This is a genomic window from Saccharospirillum alexandrii, from assembly GCF_043641555.1.
In the GTDB taxonomy this organism is placed as follows: Bacteria; Pseudomonadota; Gammaproteobacteria; order Pseudomonadales; family Natronospirillaceae; genus Saccharospirillum; species Saccharospirillum alexandrii_A.
In genome coordinates this window covers 1173295-1191318 of record NZ_JBHZRJ010000001.1, presented here as the reverse complement: position 1 = coordinate 1191318, position 18024 = coordinate 1173295, and the positions used below count along the sequence as shown (strand labels likewise).

Here is an 18024-nt window from a genome sequence, read left to right as displayed (position 1 = left end):
ATGAAACTCCCTGTTATCATCGTTATGTCCGGTTTTCTCGCCCTCAGCGGGTGCGCTAGCCTACTAGGCAGCGCCACCGATGAGCCCATTGTTCCCGACACCGAAGGCCGCAGCATGGGCCAGGTGATTGACGACAACAGCCTCGAAACGCGCCTCGCCGTCAACCTCGACAAAGCCGACGAGCGCTTCAGCCAGAGCCGCATCGGCATTCACGTCAACAGCGGTCTGGTGCTTCTGGTTGGCCAGGTTCCCAGCACTGACTTAATTGCCCGGGCTACCGAGGTTGCGCGCAATGACCCCAGGGTTGAAGCAGTGCACAACCACCTGTCAGCCAAGGCACCTATCTCAGCTGGCGTGCGCACCAATGACTCCTGGCTTGAGGTAAAAGTTAAATCCAGAATGTTTACCACCGATGAATTCTCGTCATCCAACGTTAATATTGTGGTTGAAGAGGGTGTGGTTTATTTGCTCGGCCGGGTGACCCGTGACACCGCGCAACAGGCGGTTACCATCGCGTCGGAAGTCTCGGGTGTGCAAAAAGTGGTGACGGTTTTTACCCCGGCCGACTAGTGGCCCATGCGTGAAATTCTGTTACTCAGGAACGACGCCAGCAAGTTCTGAGCGAGGTGGAGGACCGCTGGAATAGCACCGCTATTTCAAGGTTTGACAACGTAGCTCCGGGCTTGCTGGCAAAGTGAACAGTGACAGAGCTTTGCGCACGGACCACTAGTGCCAGCCTGCACCGGGAAGACTCGGAATAATTTGAAGCACGCGCAGACAAGCGCAGTAACTGCGACTAAGCTTTAGACAACAGCTGCCGAATGTATCGACCCTGTGAGGAACTGGCCATGTTTAAACACAAACACATTATTGTCCTGATTGATCCGGCCGAAGACAGTGCCCTGGCCGTCAGCAAGGCCAGCCGTCTGGCGCGTCTTGACGACGCGCACCTCACCCTGTTCGCCTGCGGCTACAATGCCAGCCTGGCGTCCAACCATCCGCTCAACCCGGAGACGTCGGAAAAAGCCCAGAAAGCCTACATGCATCGCATGATGGAAGGGCTGGAAACCATCGCCGACATCGCTCGCAATGAAGCCGTCGAGGTCTCACTCGAAGGCGTCTGGGATAAGCATGCCGGCACGGCACTGCTGAATTACCTGTCTGAACACCCGACCGATATGGTGGTAAAGGCAACCCACCATCAAAACGTCATTCAGCGTACTTTTTTCAGCCAGACCGACTGGGAGCTGATTCGCCATTGCCCGGTGCCGCTACTGCTGACCAAATCAAACGCCTGGGGTGACCCGGTGCGCCTTACCGCCGCCGTAGACCCGGTGCAAGCCAACGACAAACCCGATACGCTCGATGAACACATTGTCCGCTGGGGCAAGGATTTTGGCACCCATCTCAACGGCCAGCTCGAACTGCTGCATGTGTACGACCCCACGCCGCTGCTTATTTATCTCGATCAGCCGACCATTGACAGTGCCGACATCAGTGAAGAGATTCGCGAGCAACACGAGCAGGCCTTGCACCAACTGGCCGATCAGCACCAGATCGACCGGGCCAACACGGTGCTCGAAACCGGTTCAACACTGTCGGTTATTCCGGAATATCTGCACCAGGCCAATGTTGACATGGTCATCATGGGGGCCGTAGCCCGAAGCGGACTGGAACGCTGGCTGCTTGGCCATACCGCCGAGAAAATTCTAGACCGCATAACAGTCGATATTCTGATCGTTAAATAACAGCACAAACCCCGTTGAGCATGCCGTAAGGTGCAACACTCTCTTTCAAGGTGTTGCACTGGATGCAAGACCACCCCAAGCTGACGTACAATAGCCGCCCGATTTCTTCAGCGTACGGATGGCTATGCAAACTCTGACCCTCCCCAGACTGCGACAGGCGCGCGGCACCGTTCAAATTCCGGGCTCCAAAAGCCTGTCGAACCGAATCCTGTTGCTGGCAGCCCTGTGCAAGGGCACTACCCGCGTCAGCAACCTGCTGGTCAGCGACGACATCCGCTATATGCTCGACGCCCTGTACGAACTGGGCATTCCCTATTACCTGAGCGACGATGGCACCGAATGCCGGGTAGTCGGCCAGGCGGGTGAACTGGCTCGCGGCCAGGTGTTAACCCTGTTTCTGGGCAATGCCGGCACGGCCATGCGGCCCCTGGCTGCCGCCCTCTGTGCCGGTTCCGGTGAGTTCGAACTGACCGGTGAACCGCGCATGGCTGAACGCCCCATCGGTGACCTGATCGACGCACTGACGCCGCTGGGTGCCAACGTCACCTACCTCGGACAAGCCGGTTTCCCGCCCCTGCGGATTAAAGCCCAGACACTTCGGGGCGGCGAAGTCAGTATTGATGGCAGCATTTCCAGTCAGTTTCTCACGGCGCTACTGATGGCAGCGCCGCTGCTGACCGAAGACCTCACCATCAGGGTAACCGGTGAGCTGGTGTCCAAACCCTATATCGACATCACGCTCAATGTTATGCAGCAATTCGGAGTTACGGTTACCAACGACAACTACCGCTCCTTCCACATCAGTGCCGACCAGGCTTACGTCAGCCCGGGCCGGATCATGGTCGAAGGCGATGCCTCCAGTGCCAGCTATTTTCTCGCTGCCGGCGCCATTGGTGGCGGACCCGTTCGGGTTGAAGGCACCGGAACGGCATCGGTACAGGGTGATGCCCGTTTCGCCGAGGTACTCGAACAAATGGGTGCCCGGGTAACCTGGAGCGAACACTGGATTGAAGTCAGCAAAGACGGCCCGCTCAAAGCCGTTGATGTCGACCTGAACCACATTCCCGATGCGGCCATGACCATTGCCACCACAGCCCTGTTTGCCGAGGGCACCACACGCATCCGCAATATTTATAACTGGCGGGTCAAGGAGACCGACCGGCTTGCGGCTATGGCGACAGAATTGCGCAAACTGGGCGCCACTGTGGATGAAGGCGAGGATTACATTGCCATCACGCCGCCCAAGTCAGTGCAATCGGCCGCCATTGATACGTACAACGATCATCGCATTGCCATGTGCTTTTCGCTGGCTGCTTTCAGCGAAGCCGAGATCACCATTAACGACCCGGGCTGTACGTCAAAAACCTTTCCGGACTATTTCGAACGCTTTGCCAGCATCACCCACAGTCAGTGAGCTCTGCGCACCGTGCGGAAATCCCTCACACTGCGACCATGGTAAGGCTGCAAAGCTGCGTGTCAGTCCCTATAATGGCGCGCACACTGTTAATACCTGCCGCCTGAGACCAGGCGGTACCATTTTACGAACCAGGAGGCCCGCTTCATGAGCTATAACCAGATCCCGGCCGGGAAAGACCTGCCTAACGATGTCTACGTTGCCATTGAAATCCCAGCGAACAGCAGCCCGATCAAATACGAAATCGACAAGGACTTCGACGCCCTGATGGTCGACCGCTTCATGGCCACGCCCATGTTCTATCCGGCTAACTATGGCTACATTCCCAACACCCTGGCCGATGATGGCGATGCGGTAGACGTATTGGTCGTTACGCCCTACCCGGTGGTACCCGGCAGTGTCATTCGCGCGCGTCCGGTGGGCGTATTGGAGATGTCCGACGAAGCGGGCTCCGATGCCAAAGTGGTTGCGGTTCCGCACAGCAAGCTCAGCGCTCTGTACGACGATGTGCAGGAAGTGACCGACCTGCCCGCCCTACTGCTGGAACAGATCAAACATTTCTTCGAGAACTACAAGGATCTCGAAAAAGGCAAGTGGGTCAAAGTCGAAGGCTGGGCCGATGCAGCCCGCGCCAAAGACATTATTACTGAAGCGGCCACCGCCTACGACAAGCAATAACCCAATTGGCCTGACTCGCCGAAAAAACGAAAAAAAAGCCGGGATCACACTCCCGGCTTTTTTATGCCTGTCGCTAACCCGTTAACCACTGGCCATCAGCTCGCGCAGATCGGCCAGAGCAGCGTTCGCACGCGATATGTAGTTGGCCATGACCAGCGAATGATTGGCCAGAAGACCAAAGCCACTGCCGTTCAGGACCATGGGCGAAAAGACCATTCTCTGGGTGCCTTCCAGCTCGCGGATCACTTGCTGCAAACTGACCCGGGCATTCTTGTTATCCAGAATCGAACCAAAATCCGCTTCAATGGCTTTCAAAATGTGTAACAACGCCCAGGCAGACCCCCGGGCTTCATAAAAAACATTGTCCACTTCGAGGCGCGGCGTTTTTACAATCTGCTCTTCGCTGCTGATAACGTCATTGGCCGCATCAGGGTTGAGCATCAGATTGGTACTGACACTGCGCTGACCCACCGAGGCACTCAGTCGCTGTGACAGGGAGCCCAGTCGGGTTTCAACATCTTCCAGCCAGCGGTTCAGGTTATCGGCACGCGCATAGAACTGAGCCCGGGTGTTTTCGGGATCGGACAAGCGCAGCATATAGGCATCGATGTACCCAAGCCCCCGCCGGTACTCACTCTCGGTGGACGGAAGCATCCAACTGTTGTGGTCAAAATGAAACAGCGGCTCCGCTCTGGCCAGATCCGGATCTTCAGTCGACTGAGACTGAGAGCGACTCATATCCCGGCGCATGGCACGGCTCAAATCCCGCACCTGAATGATTACCCCAAACTCCCAGCTTGGCATGTTGTCGAGCCACAACGAGGGCGGTGTCACATCATTGGACAAATACCCACCGGGCTTTTCCAGCACCACGGTCATCAGTTCCTTGAGGGTATAAGTTGTGGTGTACCCAACGACCAGCTCGTGGCCATTGTCGCTGGCATTGCGTTCGGCGAGCGCAACGACATCCCGCTCTCCGGGTTCGTTACTCCAGTACCAGCCCAGCAGAACCAGCGCCAGAAACACAACCAGTGCCACCAGGCCCAGCCAGCGGCTGGAACGACCGGTCAGTCGAAAACGGCTAAGCCCCCGACCCACCCCTGTCTTAATGCGTGACCATCGTTCACGAATCATCTGTCTGAACTCCCTGCCTGTCGACTTTGAAATAGTGAGGAATGCAATACTGTTGCCGCCAGCTTAGTCATCCGCTCACCCGAAACCAAGGGATGATGGTCACAAAAGCAATAATGCCCATTGGGCCGCCTTCACCGCTTCCGGCCGGACAGCGCCTGAAATGCACGAAAAGCATGGAAAGGGAGGCATTTGATGATGTAAATTCACAACTAAAATTCGTCGATTCAGTTGTTCGACGAATTTAACAGCACTATCGTCTATATTTCCGGTCAGGTTCCCGGACATTGGTCAATTCACCACCTACACTCTCATCCGGACCAACAGCTAAGGACTAACAGGTACTCATGGCGCAATTACTGCTGCTCAATGGCCCCAACCTCAATTTGCTGGGCACCCGGGAGCCCGAGGTATACGGGCACACTACGCTCAACGATATCGAACAGTCGCTAACACGCGCCGCTGCCGACCTCGGCCACAGTCTTGCCTGTGCCCAAAGCAATCACGAAGGCATGCTGATAGACCGCATTCATCAAGCCCGGGAGGAAGGGGTCAACTTCATCCTGATCAACCCCGGTGCATTCACTCACACCAGTGTTGCCCTGCGCGATGCACTAGCCGGCGTTGCCATTCCCTACATTGAATTGCACTTGTCCAATGTGCATGCCCGTGAACCGTTCAGACATCATTCGTATCTTTCCGACCAGGCGGTCGGAGTGATATGTGGATTTGGAGCGCACAGCTACGAACTCGCTCTGCACGCCGCCCATCAACAGTTAACGCACTGAATAAAGGAACCCGTTATGGACATTCGCAAGGTCAAGAAGTTGATCGAACTGCTGGAAGAATCCGGCATTGATGAAATTGAAATCACCGAAGGTGAAGAAGCCATTCGCATCAGCCGTACCTCACACAGCCTGCCCCCGCAGCAAATGCATTACGCAGCAGCGCCTGCTCCGATGGCAGCGCCTGCCGCCGCACCGGCCCCGGCAGCTGCCGAACCCAGTGCCCCGGCTGAACCGGCAGGCCACTCTGTACGCTCACCCATGGTCGGCACTTTCTATCGCGCGCCGTCGCCAACCAGCCCCAACTTTGTAGAAGTAGGCCAGCAAGTGAAAGAGGGTGACACCATTTGCATCGTTGAAGCGATGAAGATGATGAACCAGATCGAAGCCGACAAGAGCGGCACCGTTGAAGCGATTCTGGTTGAAAACGGTCAGCCGGTCGAATTCGACCAACCCCTGGTCACCATTAGCTAACGAGGCCTGTCATGCTTAAGAAAGTCCTGATTGCTAACCGCGGCGAGATTGCCTTGCGCATCCTGCGGGCCTGCAAAGAGCTGGGCATTCAGACGGTGGCGGTGCACTCTGTCGTCGACCGTGAGTTGAAACACGTGAAACTTGCCGACGAGTCGGTCTGTATTGGTCCCAATGCATCCTCCGCCAGTTACCTGAACATACCCGCCCTGATCGCCGCGGCCGAAGTCACCGATGCCGATGGCATACACCCCGGTTACGGCTTTCTGGCCGAGCGGGCTGACTTCTGCGAGCAGGTCGAGAAATCCGGTTTTACCTTCATCGGCCCTTCGTCCAGCGTTATCCGGCTGATGGGTGACAAGGTATCGGCCATTGAAGCCATGAAAAAAGCCGGTGTACCGACGGTTCCGGGTTCCGATGGCCCGATGACCGACGACCCGGAAAAATGCCTGGCCATGGGTCGCCATGTAGGCTATCCGGTCATCATCAAGGCCGCCGCGGGTGGCGGCGGTCGTGGCATGCGCGTTGTTCATGCAGAAAAAGACCTGCTCAACGCCATTCAGGTCACCCAGAACGAAGCTGCAGCCGCCTTTGGTGACGGCACCGTTTACATGGAAAAGTTCCTGCAAAATCCGCGTCACGTTGAAATTCAGGTACTGGCCGACACCCACGGTAACGCCATTCACCTCGGCGATCGCGACTGCTCACTGCAGCGTCGTCACCAGAAGGTTATGGAAGAAGCACCGGCGCCGCACATCGACCCGGAAGCGCGTGCCAAAGTGCAGAAGGCCTGCGTGGATGCCTGCATCGAGATTGGCTACCGGGGCGCTGGCACCTTTGAATTCCTGTACGAAGACGGCAACTTCTATTTCATTGAAATGAACACCCGCGTTCAAGTTGAACATCCGGTGACCGAAATGGTGACCGGGGTGGACATCATCAAGGAACAGCTGCGCATCGCCTCGGGCGAGCCACTGTCCTATCGTCAGGATGAAATCCATATCAAGGGCCATGCCTTTGAGTGCCGCATTAACGCCGAAGACCCGCGTACTTTTATGCCCAGCCCGGGCAAAATTACCCAGTTCCACCCGCCCGGTGGCCTGGGCGTTCGCTGGGATTCGCACATTTATTCCGGCTACACCATTCCGCCGTTTTACGACTCCATGATCGGCAAGCTGATTACCCTGGCAGACGATCGTCCCCAGGCGCTGGCGCGCATGAAATCGGCACTGGATGAACTGGTCATCGCTGGCATCAAGACCAACACCCCGTTGCAAATGGACCTGGTACGAGACGCTGGCTTTGCGCGTGGTGGTGTTAACATTCACTACCTTGAGCACAAACTGGCCGACGAACAGTAAGCGGACAATCCGGCACCCGTTGCCGGAACACTGACTGCTACCAAGCCGGGTTCTGCCCGGCTTTTTGTTGTTTGGCCGTAAACAGCCTTTCGCGAGCCTGATTGCAGGCAGAACTGAACCAACAGGCGCTCTGGTGTACACTTCGCCTCTGAAACGCTGCCCAACTTTGCACAGGATTTGCCATGCCCTGGTTACACATCAAAATTCCCACGCTACCCGAGCACACCGACGCTCTGGAAGATGCCCTGCTGCTGGCCGGGTGCCAGGCGGTGACCCTGGTCGATACCGAAGACCAACCGGTTTTCGAACCCATCCGTGGTACAACACCGCTGTGGCAGCACACAACGATTCAGGGCCTGTTCGACCACGAACTGGATGCCAATGCCCTGACCGGGCAGTTACAAGACGCCATGCAGGCAATGAACATTGAAGCTCAGGGCCCTATCATCACAGAGATTCTGGAAGACAAAGACTGGGAACGTAGCTGGATGGACAATTTCAAGCCCATTCCCTGCGGCGACCGGTTGTGGATCTGCCCATCCTGGCTCGAGCCACCCGATCCGACTGCCATTAACCTGAGACTGGACCCCGGCCTCGCGTTTGGTACTGGCACTCACCCGACCACCTTCCTGTGCCTGACCTGGCTCGACCAGAATACCCGGTCCGGCGATACTGTGCTGGACTATGGCTGTGGCTCCGGCATCCTCGGTCTGGCCGCCCTATTACTGGGCGCTGACCGCATGGACGGACTCGATATTGACCCCCAGGCACTCGATGCGACCCGGGCCAATGCCGTCAACAACGCCATCGACCCATCACGCTTTCGGGTCATGCTCGACGACCAGGATCTCGACCCGCACTATGATCTGGTCGTCGCCAACATACTCGCAGGCCCGCTATGCGACTTGGCAGCGTCGATTTGCAACCGGCTCAGACCCGACGGCAAAATTGCACTGTCGGGCATACTGGAACACCAGGCCGATGCCGTACTCGCAGCCTATGCCCCCTGGGTCGACTTTGAGCCCCGCGCAAGCCATGATGGCTGGGTTCGACTGAACGGGCGACGGCGTCATTAAGGGCGCCTGCTTGTGGGTTGAGGCAGTCACATATTGTTATCTGACAGCGCCTTTCTTACACTAACCGACCGTCGCGCCACATAAAACGGACCAATATTACCCTGCGGGTCACCTGAACCGTGGCCAGAGACAGGACCAATCGTGCATGGATGCCAGGAATCATAATTAGCAATGGCTGAAACCTTTATTACACAGTGCCCGCACTGCGGCACCTCTTTTCGCGTCAGTGACGAACAGCTGTCCATAGCCAACGGCTCTGTCCGCTGTGGCGCCTGCCTGCAGGTTTTTAGTGCCCGAAACCACATTGTGACTGCCGCTGCCGGCAAGCCAAAACCCAAACCGGTAGCCCGCCCGGCGCCCAGCACTGCAAAGCCGGCCCGGCCAACAGAAAAAAAACCGGCTCAAGCCCCGCGAGCAGCAGCACCGAAAGCCGCAGCAGCCGCCAAACCCAAGGCACCGCCAGCCAAACCCAAACCCGCCAAGCCAGCCCCGCCCTCGCGTTTTGCCGCGGACGACGATGACGATGCCGACTTTTTGTTTGCAGACAACCCAGAAGAAGACCAGGAATTCGTCTTTCAGGACAGCGATGACGATCTCTACGACCAGGACGATGACGATTCCGAACTGGGCGATTTAAGCGACTCGTTCATTAGCCTCAACAACCCGACCAGCAATCGCAAAAGCGCCAACCCCTTCCAGCGTGAGGCCGATGATGAAAAAGACATCCTCGACGACCCGGAAAGCGCCGATGAAAGCTGGGCAGAGTCAATTCTGGAAGAACTTGAACGCGAAGAATCCCGGGATAGCCGTCGCCAGGAAAAAGCACAGTTCGTTAGCAAGCCAATGTCCGACCCCCGGCCGGTCAAGGCAAAACAGCCAGAAGCCGAACCCGCCTGGTCCGTTGACGACTCGGAACCCGACGAGTTCGACAGCCCCGCTTTCGGCAGCACCGACCGGCGCGGCAACGACAAGGCCTCCGCATCCTCTGTTGTTCGTCAGCTAAATCACGACATCGACCTGGATTTCAATGCCGAAGACCGGCTGGCGCGCTGGCGCTGGCTGGGTGCGGTCTTTATTGTCGTGCTGATCGGGGTTTTGGTCGCCCAGCTTGCCTGGGTGCAACGCGACACTTACGCCAAGATGGATCAGTGGCGGGGTCTTTATCAGACGGTGTGTAACGCAGTGGGCTGTACCTTGCCGGAACAGGAGGACCTGGAGCTGGTGCGCACGTCAAACGTCCTGATCCGTGATCACCGGGCATTGAATGATGTGAAATTGCTCGACGCCGTTCTGACCAACCGCGCCGCCTTCCGGCAACCGTTCCCGGTGTTGATTCTGCAATACACCGACGTCAACGGGGAACTGGTGGCCGACCAGTCGTTCACACCAGAGCAATACCTGCGTGGCGAGCTAACCGGCACCCGGCTGATGCCCGTCAATACACGCATCTATGTCTCCCTTCCGATTCGCGATCCCGGCACCCGGGCCGTGAACTACCAGCTTGTTCTGGCGCCTGCCGGAACCGGTTGATTGCAACACCGGAACAGCTCAGACAATCAATGGGGCCAATGGCCCCATTTTTTGAAAAGAAACGGATTGTCAATCTTTCATCTGAACGCCAGAGCCAGTATCATTCCCCGCCCTTGAGCTGAGCAATTTTTAACCGATTACTGTGTTTGCCATCGGCCCCTATACCATTACACAACCGACCGTCCTGGCGCCTATGGCCGGAGTCACCGATCGACCGTTTCGTTCGCTGTGCCGGTCGCTGGGTGCGGGGCTGGTCGTGTCGGAAATGGTCACCAGTGATACTCGCCTTTGGAACAGCAACAAGTCTCGCTGGCGGCTTGATCACCGTGGTGAACAGGGGCCGATCAGTGTCCAGATTGCCGGTGGCGACGCCGACATGATGGCGCAGGCTGCGCAGGCCAATGTGGCACGCGGCGCACAGATTATCGACATTAATATGGGCTGCCCGGCCAAGAAAGTGTGCAACAAGGCGGCCGGTTCCGCCCTGATGCGCGATGAAGCTCTGGTTCGGGACATCCTGGCCGCCGTGGTTGGGGCGGTTGATGTACCCGTTACCCTGAAAATCCGGACTGGCTGGTCGGCAGACCAGCGCAATGCCGTCACCATTGCTCGCATGGCGGAAGACCTGGGCATTGCGCTGCTGTCGGTGCATGGACGGACCCGGGCCGATGCCTATAAAGGCGCGGCCGAGTACGACACCATCGCACAGGTAAAGCAGGCCGTAACAATTCCGGTGCTCGCCAATGGTGATATCGACAGCCCGCAGCAGGCAGCGAAGGTGCTCTCAGTCACCGGTGCCGACGGGGTGATGATTGGCCGGGCGGCCCAGGGAAACCCCTGGATCTTTCAGGCGATCAATCATTACCTGGCCCATGGCGAGATACTGCCAGAGCCGGATTTGGACACAGTTGCTGCAACGCTGAGCCAACATGTCCAGTCGCTGCATCAGTTTTATGGAGACTACATGGGCGTTCGCATTGCCCGTAAACACGTGGGCTGGTACCTCAAAGCCCGGGGTGTCGACCGGACGACACTCTCAGCATTCAATCACCTGGAGCAACCGCGTGAGCAGCTCCAGGTTATAGCCACCCTTTTTCAACGTTTGACATCGTTAAAGGATACAGCAGCATGAACCTCGACACCGTTGCCCAGGACCCTCAGCGCCCTGATTCAAAAGATTCACTGAACATCCACTCCTCGGCCGACAACCCCCAGACTTTGCGTGACAGCGTTGAAATTGCCATGCGCAACTACTTTGCCCACCTCGAAGGCCAGGACGTTGCCAATGTCTACCAGATGGTCATGAGCGAAGTGGAAGCCCCCATGCTCGAAGCCGTCATGCGCTTCAGTCGGGACAACCAGACCAAAGCCAGCCGGGTGCTCGGCCTCAACCGGGGTACCTTGCGCAAGAAACTGAAGCAGTACGGGCTGCTCTAATCACTTAAAAGGCGACGTCGAGTCGCCTTTTTGCATTTCGGACAACCGGTTTTTGACCAGTTGCACCAGATTGACCATCACAGACTCTGCTTTTTGACTGAAACCGGCCCAACCCGGCACCGTGTCTGCCGCTGCAAGCCACCGACCGATCGTTCGAGGATCTTATGACCAAAACGCCACAACGCGCCCTGATCAGCGTCTCCGACAAAACCGGCATCGTCGACTTTGCCCGTGAACTCAACCAGCGCGGTGTCGAGCTGTTGTCCACCGGGGGCACCTTTCGCCTGCTGACGGACGCTGGTGTTCCGGTAACCGAAGTATCCGCCCACACCGGTTTTCCGGAAATGATGGACGGCCGGGTAAAGACGCTGCACCCGAAGATTCACGGTGGCATTTTGGGCCGCCGCGGTCAGGACGACACGGTCATGAACGAACACGGCATTGCTGCCATCGATCTGGTGGTGGTCAACCTCTACCCCTTCGCGGACACCGTCAGCCGTGACGACTGCACCCTGGCCGACGCTATTGAAAACATCGACATCGGCGGCCCGACCATGGTGCGCTCGGCGGCCAAAAACCACGCCGACGTGGCCATCGTCGTCAACACCGACGATTATCCGGCCATTATCAGTGAATGGGATGCCAGCGGCGGTTTGTCGCGTTCAACCCGCTTCCGGTTGGCCCGGTCCGCCTTTGAACATACGGCTGCGTACGATGGCATGATCGCCAATTACCTCGGCCGGGTAGACCTCGATACCGACCCGGCCAGCGTTCCCGAAAAAGCCGATTTCCCGAACACCTACAATCAGCAGTGGCAATTGAAAGATGTTATGCGCTACGGCGAAAACCCGCACCAGAAAGCGGCATTTTACGTCGATACCGAGACCCCCGAGGCCAGCATAGCTACCGCAACCAGCTTGCAGGGCAAGGCGCTGAGCTACAACAACATTGCCGATACCGATGCGGCCCTGGAATGTGTCAAACGCTTCGAGCAACCGGCCTGTGTCATCGTCAAACACGCCAACCCCTGCGGTGTGGCGGTTGCCGATACACAGCTGGCCGCTTACGAACGCGCCTTCCAGACCGACCCGACCTCGGCTTTCGGTGGCATCATCGCCTTCAATCGGGAGCTCGATGCCACCACGGCCCGCGCTATTATTGACCGTCAGTTTGTCGAAGTGATCATCGCGCCCTCAGTCAGTGCCGAAGCAGCCTCCATCGTTGCCGCCAAACCCAATGTTCGCCTGCTCAGCAGTGGCTACTGGGATCGTGCGCTGCCCGGTTTTGACTTCAAACGCGTCAACGGTGGGCTGCTCATTCAGGACCGGGACCTGGGTGAAGTCCCGGCTGATGAATTCAGGCTGGTCACGAAAACAGCACCAACCCCTGAACAACTGCTCGACCTGCAATTCGCCTGGTCGGTGTGCAAGTTCGTTAAATCCAACGCCATTGTCTACGCCAAAGACGGCCAGACCGTCGGTGTCGGCGCGGGTCAAATGAGCCGCGTTTACAGTGCTAAAATTGCCGGCATCAAGGCCGCCGACGAAGGGTTGCAAATCGCCGGTTCGGTTATGGCATCCGACGCCTTCTTCCCGTTCCGGGATGGCCTCGACCAGGCCGCTGAGATGGGCGTCAAAGCCGTGATTCAACCGGGTGGCAGCATGCGCGACGACGAAGTCATCGCCGCGGCAGACGAGCATGGCATTTCCATGGTGTTGACCGGCATGCGCCATTTCCGCCACTGATACCGGCCCGGCGTGGTGACCCAAGTTTCGGCGTTCGCGGTTGATTGCGTTGCCAATCGCCCGCACCGGTCACCAGGTAGGGCTAATCCTTTGAAGGTGACCACGAAGCTTGAGTTGGTAACCTATTAAGTACACAGGACATCTGATATGAACATTCTGATCATTGGCAATGGCGGGCGCGAGCACGCCCTGGCCTGGAAAGCCCGGCAAAGCCCCCTGGCCGACACGGTTTATGTCGCACCGGGCAATGCGGGAACGGCTCGTGAAACTGGAATCGAGAACGTTGCCATCGACGTTCTGGATCTGGACGGCCTGGCACGCTTTGCCGAGGAACACCAGGTTGGCCTGACCATCGTCGGCCCCGAGGCACCTCTGGTCGCTGGCGTGGTCGACCTGTTCGAGCAGCGCGGCCTGCCTATTTTCGGGCCTACCCAGGGTGCGGCCCAACTCGAAGGCTCCAAGGCATTCACCAAAGACTTCCTGCAGCGTCATGCTATCCCGACGGCCTGGTACCAGGTATTTACCGACGCCGCTGAAGCCCGCGCCTTTGTGCAGGAAAAAGGCGCGCCCATCGTCGTTAAAGCCGATGGACTGGCAGCCGGCAAAGGGGTCATCGTCGCCCAGTCCGAAGCAGAAGCCATCGCCGCCATCGACGACATGCTGTCTGGCAATGCGTTCGGCAACGCCGGTTCACGCGTGGTGGTTGAGCAATGCCTGACTGGCGAGGAAGCCAGCTTCATCGTTATGGTCGATGGTGACACCGTTGTGCCCTTTGCCTCCTCCCAGGATCACAAGGCGCGCGATAACGGCGATACCGGACCCAACACCGGGGGCATGGGTGCCTATTCGCCCGCCCCAGTGGTCACCGATGAATTGCATCAGCGCATCATGGATGAGGTGATTTACCCCACCGTGCACGGCATGCAGGCCGAGGGCAACCGCTATCGGGGCTTTCTCTACGCTGGCATCATGGTCGCCGCTGATGGCACGCCTAACGTGCTGGAGTACAACTGCCGCTTCGGTGACCCAGAAACCCAACCGATCATGATGCGCCTCCAATCGGACCTGGTAGCCCTGTGCCTGGCAGCGGTCGAAGGGAGGCTCGAAGGTCAGCAGACCCAGTGGGATCCGCGACCGGCGCTGGGTGTCGTGCTGGCCGCTGGCGGATACCCGGCCAGTTATCGCTCGGGCGATGCCATCAGCGGTCTGGACACCGACCTCGGCCCCAATGCCAAAGTCTTTCAGGCGGGTACAGGCCTGAACGACAAGGGTGAGACAGTCACACGGGGTGGCCGCGTGCTGTGTGCCACTGCTCTGGGCCAGACCATTGGCGATGCCCAACGACGCGCCTATGAGGCGGTCGAGTCGGTTCAGTTCGCAGATCGCTACTACCGCACCGACATCGGACACCGGGCGATCAACCGCGACTGACCGGCACAGCAAACGGGGCGAGAGCCCCGACTTCTGCGGCACCGACTTGGGGCCAGTGCCCGTCGGCGTTATACTGCGCGCACGCGGGCATCAGCAACCAGCTGACGCCCAGGGACGTTCGGTGCCGGAGCTCTGCCTAGTGAAAACTGTTCGACTGATCCACAGCGCCAGCGCTGCCATCACGCTGCTGTTGGCGCTCACCCTGCTGGTGAGCCTGGCGGCGGCCGATGAGCCCATCATGCTCAACCAGAGCTCTCTGGATATTAACATCCTTGAGCATTCGGATTATCTGTTCGATGCCGACAACCAGTACTCTGTCTACCAGCTGCAGCAGGAAGGGCTGGCCAATCAGTTCACGCCCTTGCACCAGCGCCTGTTGCGCAGCGGCCTCTTTGATGGCGCCTACTGGATCCGTGTACCGGTCAATAACTCCGGTGGCCAGACCCGAAGCTATTCATTTTTCGTAGAAAGTCACGCGAACCATCTGATCGAGATCTACTACCCCAGCACCAATCCGACCGCCTACACCAGCTTTAACGAGAGTGCCGCCGCTCTGACCTTCAGTAGCGTTCGTTCAGGCGCCAGTGTGCCGCTGGACAGTCGGCCGGAGCCACTTGGAACCTACGTTCTTCCGGTACCGATTCAGCCCGGAAACCAATATCTGTACATCAAGCTGCAATCGGCCGACCCGCTTAACACCCTTATCTCTGTGGTGGATGAGCGCACTCTGAAGCTCCGGGTTGCGCGCAGCATCAGCATTCACTCAGCGCTGTTTGCTGTTCAGTGGGTACTGGCGCTGATCGCGCTGATCGCCTGGTTCAAGCTGAGATCCGCTGCCATTCTGTGGGCGCTGCTCCTTAACCTGGGTTTTATCGCGATCAATGCAGGCTGGAGTGGCCTGGCCTCTTTCGTGATTCCGGGTCAGGGCTACCTGGACATTCATGCGCGTAACGTGGGTGGGGTAACGGTTCTCATGAGCATGCTTGGTCTGCTGGCCGAGGTACGCAAAGAAACCTATCCCGCCTGGCTGCGCGAAAGCCTGACCTGGCTGCTGAGGTTGCTGGCCGTGCTGGCCGTGGTCACCCTACTGCCGATGTCACGCAGCTTCAGCCCGATTCTGCTGACCCTGATCCCGGTCCTGTTGCTGACCATTGTTGCACTCTGGTTTTATCGGCGGGATGCCAAGGCTCCCTCTGAAGGCTGGTTGTTGGCCGGCGTAGGCAATCTGCTGATTCTGTTCATTGTTATCATGACCGCCAGCCTCGGCCTGATTAAGAGTATTGCCCTGAATGCCTTCGCGCTGCACAGCCTCGCCGTGACCGCCGCCCTGATAGTCGGCTGGGCGGCCTTTGGCGTTGCCCGCAAGAGTGACTCCCGGCTCGCGGTCGACGGTCTTAATCTGCCCAACCTGCACTGGCCCCTGTTACGTAAACTGAACCACGAAATGCGCGGTCCGATCAACGGCGTGCTCGGCATGACCGAACTGCTGCAAGACACCAGCTTGTCGGCGCACCAGCAGGAGTACGTGAACACCGTGCAAGCGGCCGGGTTTTCCTTGCTGCGCCAGGCTGATCAGTTGCAAAACCTGGTGCGCATCGGTCTGAACCGGCTGCCGGAAGGCGAAGACGAGTTTGATCTGTACGATTTGCTGGAAGACGCCATCCAACCCTACTCACGTCTCGCCCATGCCAAGCAACTGGAACTGGTGATGGACGTCGCCCCGGAACTGCCGACGCGTTATCGGGGCAACGCCCAGATCATTGCCCAGGTACTGAGCAACCTGCTCGACAACGCCCTGAATTACACCGACAACGGCGAGGTTCTGATTCAGGTCAAACCCTGGCATCACAACCGCATCCGCTTCAGCGTGACCGATACCGGGCCCGGCCTGCCCAAGGAACTGAAAAGCAATCTGTTCGACTTTCCGGCGGTTCGGGCAGAAGATCAGCTGGCGCCGCGTGATATGCACCTGGGCTTGCCCATTACCCGCATTCTGGTCGGATTGCTGGGTGGCCAAATTACCTTCAGCAGTGAGCTGCGCATGGGCACAACGTTCTGGATCGATCTGCCGCTGGCCGAAATCAGCGCGACCACCGAAGTCGATGACTATTCGGTTCAGGATCTGGACCAGATGCGCCTGATGGTCGTCGACGACAACCTCACCTGCCGCAAGGTCATAGAACATCTGGGCATGAGCTGGGGAATGGATGTGTTCAGCATGAGCAATGGCCAGTCAGCTCTGGCCAATCTCCATAACGAATATCACAAGGGCACGCCGGTTGATGTTCTGGTCCTCGACCAGAATATGCCGAGCATGACCGGCATCGAACTGGCGGAGCGCATTCGCGCCGACAGCAGTCTGAACAAAGACATTATTATCATCATGTTAACCGGGGTTGATGTCGGTCATGTCGATCTCGATGAAAGCCGGCTTAACATTCAGTATTTGCTGACCAAGCCGGTATCCGGCCGGGCACTGAAACAAACGCTCATGCAAGCCATGCCTGATATTCAGGCCAACCGGGAACGCACCCATGCCAAGAAGTCACTCTTTTTCTGATCGTCTGGTCGCCCACCTCGACAACGCCCTTAAGACGCTGACGCCGGGGGCCGTTCAGGCGCGCCAGCCACTGCCGGTCGAAGATCAGGACATACCGGCGCTGGACACCGCTCAGACACACCATATCGCCGGTTTGATGCGCATCAATCATACCGGTGAAGTCTGTGCCCAAGGGTTGTATCAGGGCCAGGCGCTCACCGCGAAACTGGCGCAAGTCCGGGAAGACATGAACCAGGCGGCCGAAGAAGAGCTCGATCACCTGGCCTGGTGCGAACAGCGCCTCAATGAACTGAACAGCCGCACCAGCTTTCTAAACCCGATATTTTACGGGCTTTCCTACGCCATGGGGGCTGCGGCGGGCATGGCGGGTGACCGCTGGTCGCTGGGTTTTGTCGCTGCCACAGAAGACCAGGTCAGTGCGCATCTGCGCGACCACCTGAACCAGATTGACCGGCAAGACCCCCGCTCAACCGCCATTCTCGAACGCATGCTGTCTGATGAAGAACGACATGCCGAACACGCCCTTGCGGCCGGCGGACGGACATTCCCGACCCCGGTAAAGCAACTCATGACGGAGATTTCAAAGGTCATGACCAAAACGGTCTACCGGATTTAGGGCGCCTCTGGCCTTGCTGGCGTCGCTCCCTGCTAACAGAG

At 58.1% G+C, this 18024-nt stretch carries 16 protein-coding genes; 15 read left to right on the top strand and 1 reads right to left on the bottom strand.

The window, feature by feature from the left end; genetic code table 11:
• The 4 genes from ACHUE7_RS05160 (at nucleotide 1) to ppa (ending at nucleotide 3840) form a co-directional block, all read left to right on the top strand.
• Nucleotides 1–570 (top strand): BON domain-containing protein, encoded by a 570-nt coding sequence (locus ACHUE7_RS05160; protein ID WP_394169028.1) that lies wholly within the window; start codon nucleotides 1–3, stop codon nucleotides 568–570.
• A 278-nt stretch (nucleotides 571–848) separates the two neighbouring features.
• Entirely contained in the window at nucleotides 849–1748 is a 900-nt protein-coding gene (locus tag ACHUE7_RS05155; RefSeq protein WP_394169027.1) for a universal stress protein, read from the top strand.
• Nucleotides 1749–1872: 124 nt separating this feature from the next.
• Nucleotides 1873–3162, top strand: a complete 1290-nt coding sequence (gene aroA, locus ACHUE7_RS05150; protein ID WP_394169026.1) for a 3-phosphoshikimate 1-carboxyvinyltransferase — start codon at nucleotides 1873–1875, stop codon at nucleotides 3160–3162.
• Nucleotides 3163–3309: 147 nt separating this feature from the next.
• Nucleotides 3310–3840 carry an inorganic diphosphatase gene (gene ppa, locus ACHUE7_RS05145; RefSeq protein ID WP_348477159.1) on the top strand — a complete coding sequence of 177 codons (531 nt, stop codon included), beginning with the start codon at nucleotides 3310–3312 and terminating at the stop codon, nucleotides 3838–3840.
• A gap of 81 nt (nucleotides 3841–3921) precedes the next feature.
• Here the strand turns inward: ppa and ACHUE7_RS05140 are convergent, their stop codons facing one another.
• Nucleotides 3922–4974 carry a DUF2333 family protein gene (locus tag ACHUE7_RS05140; RefSeq protein ID WP_394169025.1) on the bottom strand — a complete coding sequence of 351 codons (1053 nt, stop codon included), beginning with the start codon at nucleotides 4972–4974 and terminating at the stop codon, nucleotides 3922–3924.
• A 344-nt stretch (nucleotides 4975–5318) separates the two neighbouring features.
• Between ACHUE7_RS05140 and aroQ the strand changes: the two genes are divergently transcribed.
• From aroQ to coq7, 11 genes are all read left to right on the top strand, one after another.
• Nucleotides 5319–5759 (top strand): type II 3-dehydroquinate dehydratase, encoded by a 441-nt coding sequence (aroQ, locus tag ACHUE7_RS05135; RefSeq protein WP_394169024.1) that lies wholly within the window; start codon nucleotides 5319–5321, stop codon nucleotides 5757–5759.
• Nucleotides 5760–5774: 15 nt separating this feature from the next.
• Nucleotides 5775–6230 carry an acetyl-CoA carboxylase biotin carboxyl carrier protein gene (gene accB, locus ACHUE7_RS05130; protein WP_394169023.1) on the top strand — a complete coding sequence of 152 codons (456 nt, stop codon included), beginning with the start codon at nucleotides 5775–5777 and terminating at the stop codon, nucleotides 6228–6230.
• An 11-nt stretch (nucleotides 6231–6241) separates the two neighbouring features.
• Entirely contained in the window at nucleotides 6242–7588 is a 1347-nt protein-coding gene (gene accC, locus ACHUE7_RS05125) for an acetyl-CoA carboxylase biotin carboxylase subunit (RefSeq protein WP_348477156.1), read from the top strand.
• A 182-nt stretch (nucleotides 7589–7770) separates the two neighbouring features.
• Nucleotides 7771–8664, top strand: a complete 894-nt coding sequence (gene prmA / locus ACHUE7_RS05120; protein WP_394169022.1) for a 50S ribosomal protein L11 methyltransferase — start codon at nucleotides 7771–7773, stop codon at nucleotides 8662–8664.
• A gap of 171 nt (nucleotides 8665–8835) precedes the next feature.
• Complete coding sequence (locus ACHUE7_RS05115) at nucleotides 8836–10194, top strand: DUF3426 domain-containing protein (RefSeq protein WP_394169021.1); 1359 nt, start codon at nucleotides 8836–8838, stop codon at nucleotides 10192–10194.
• A 142-nt stretch (nucleotides 10195–10336) separates the two neighbouring features.
• Nucleotides 10337–11326, top strand: coding sequence for a tRNA dihydrouridine synthase DusB (gene dusB, locus ACHUE7_RS05110; RefSeq protein WP_394169020.1), 990 nt, complete (start codon nucleotides 10337–10339; stop codon nucleotides 11324–11326).
• Complete coding sequence (gene fis, locus ACHUE7_RS05105) at nucleotides 11323–11631, top strand: DNA-binding transcriptional regulator Fis (protein ID WP_028669477.1); 309 nt, start codon at nucleotides 11323–11325, stop codon at nucleotides 11629–11631. Before dusB ends, fis begins: the two co-directional genes overlap by 4 nt.
• Before the next feature lie 164 nt (nucleotides 11632–11795).
• Nucleotides 11796–13376: a bifunctional phosphoribosylaminoimidazolecarboxamide formyltransferase/IMP cyclohydrolase gene (purH, locus tag ACHUE7_RS05100; protein ID WP_394169019.1), complete on the top strand. Its 1581-nt coding sequence runs from the start codon at nucleotides 11796–11798 to the stop codon at nucleotides 13374–13376.
• A 147-nt stretch (nucleotides 13377–13523) separates the two neighbouring features.
• Nucleotides 13524–14807, top strand: a complete 1284-nt coding sequence (purD, locus tag ACHUE7_RS05095) for a phosphoribosylamine--glycine ligase (protein ID WP_394169018.1) — start codon at nucleotides 13524–13526, stop codon at nucleotides 14805–14807.
• Between the two features lie 139 nt (nucleotides 14808–14946).
• Nucleotides 14947–17367: a hybrid sensor histidine kinase/response regulator gene (locus ACHUE7_RS05090; protein WP_394169017.1), complete on the top strand. Its 2421-nt coding sequence runs from the start codon at nucleotides 14947–14949 to the stop codon at nucleotides 17365–17367.
• Nucleotides 17342–17983, top strand: coding sequence for a 2-polyprenyl-3-methyl-6-methoxy-1,4-benzoquinone monooxygenase (gene coq7, locus ACHUE7_RS05085; protein ID WP_394169016.1), 642 nt, complete (start codon nucleotides 17342–17344; stop codon nucleotides 17981–17983). The genes ACHUE7_RS05090 and coq7 overlap by 26 nt, the downstream gene beginning before the upstream one ends.
• Nucleotides 17984–18024 lie beyond the last annotated feature (41 nt).

Excerpts from the sequence above, each read along its gene's own strand:
- prmA (WP_394169022.1), top strand. The coding sequence starts at position 7,771 with ATGCCCTGGTTACACATCAAAATTCCCACGCTACCCGAGCACACCGAC.
- ACHUE7_RS05115 (WP_394169021.1), top strand. The coding sequence starts at position 8,836 with ATGGCTGAAACCTTTATTACACAGTGCCCGCACTGCGGCACCTCTTTT.
- coq7 (WP_394169016.1), top strand. The coding sequence starts at position 17,342 with ATGCCAAGAAGTCACTCTTTTTCTGATCGTCTGGTCGCCCACCTCGAC.
- ppa (WP_348477159.1), top strand. The coding sequence starts at position 3,310 with ATGAGCTATAACCAGATCCCGGCCGGGAAAGACCTGCCTAACGATGTC.
- purD (WP_394169018.1), top strand. The coding sequence starts at position 13,524 with ATGAACATTCTGATCATTGGCAATGGCGGGCGCGAGCACGCCCTGGCC.
- ACHUE7_RS05155 (WP_394169027.1), top strand. The coding sequence starts at position 849 with ATGTTTAAACACAAACACATTATTGTCCTGATTGATCCGGCCGAAGAC.
- accC (WP_348477156.1), top strand. The coding sequence starts at position 6,242 with ATGCTTAAGAAAGTCCTGATTGCTAACCGCGGCGAGATTGCCTTGCGC.
- aroQ (WP_394169024.1), top strand. The coding sequence starts at position 5,319 with ATGGCGCAATTACTGCTGCTCAATGGCCCCAACCTCAATTTGCTGGGC.
- ACHUE7_RS05140 (WP_394169025.1), bottom strand. The coding sequence starts at position 4,974 with ATGATTCGTGAACGATGGTCACGCATTAAGACAGGGGTGGGTCGGGGG.
- fis (WP_028669477.1), top strand. The coding sequence starts at position 11,323 with ATGAACCTCGACACCGTTGCCCAGGACCCTCAGCGCCCTGATTCAAAA.
- aroA (WP_394169026.1), top strand. The coding sequence starts at position 1,873 with ATGCAAACTCTGACCCTCCCCAGACTGCGACAGGCGCGCGGCACCGTT.
- ACHUE7_RS05160 (WP_394169028.1), top strand. The coding sequence starts at position 1 with ATGAAACTCCCTGTTATCATCGTTATGTCCGGTTTTCTCGCCCTCAGC.
- purH (WP_394169019.1), top strand. The coding sequence starts at position 11,796 with ATGACCAAAACGCCACAACGCGCCCTGATCAGCGTCTCCGACAAAACC.
- accB (WP_394169023.1), top strand. The coding sequence starts at position 5,775 with ATGGACATTCGCAAGGTCAAGAAGTTGATCGAACTGCTGGAAGAATCC.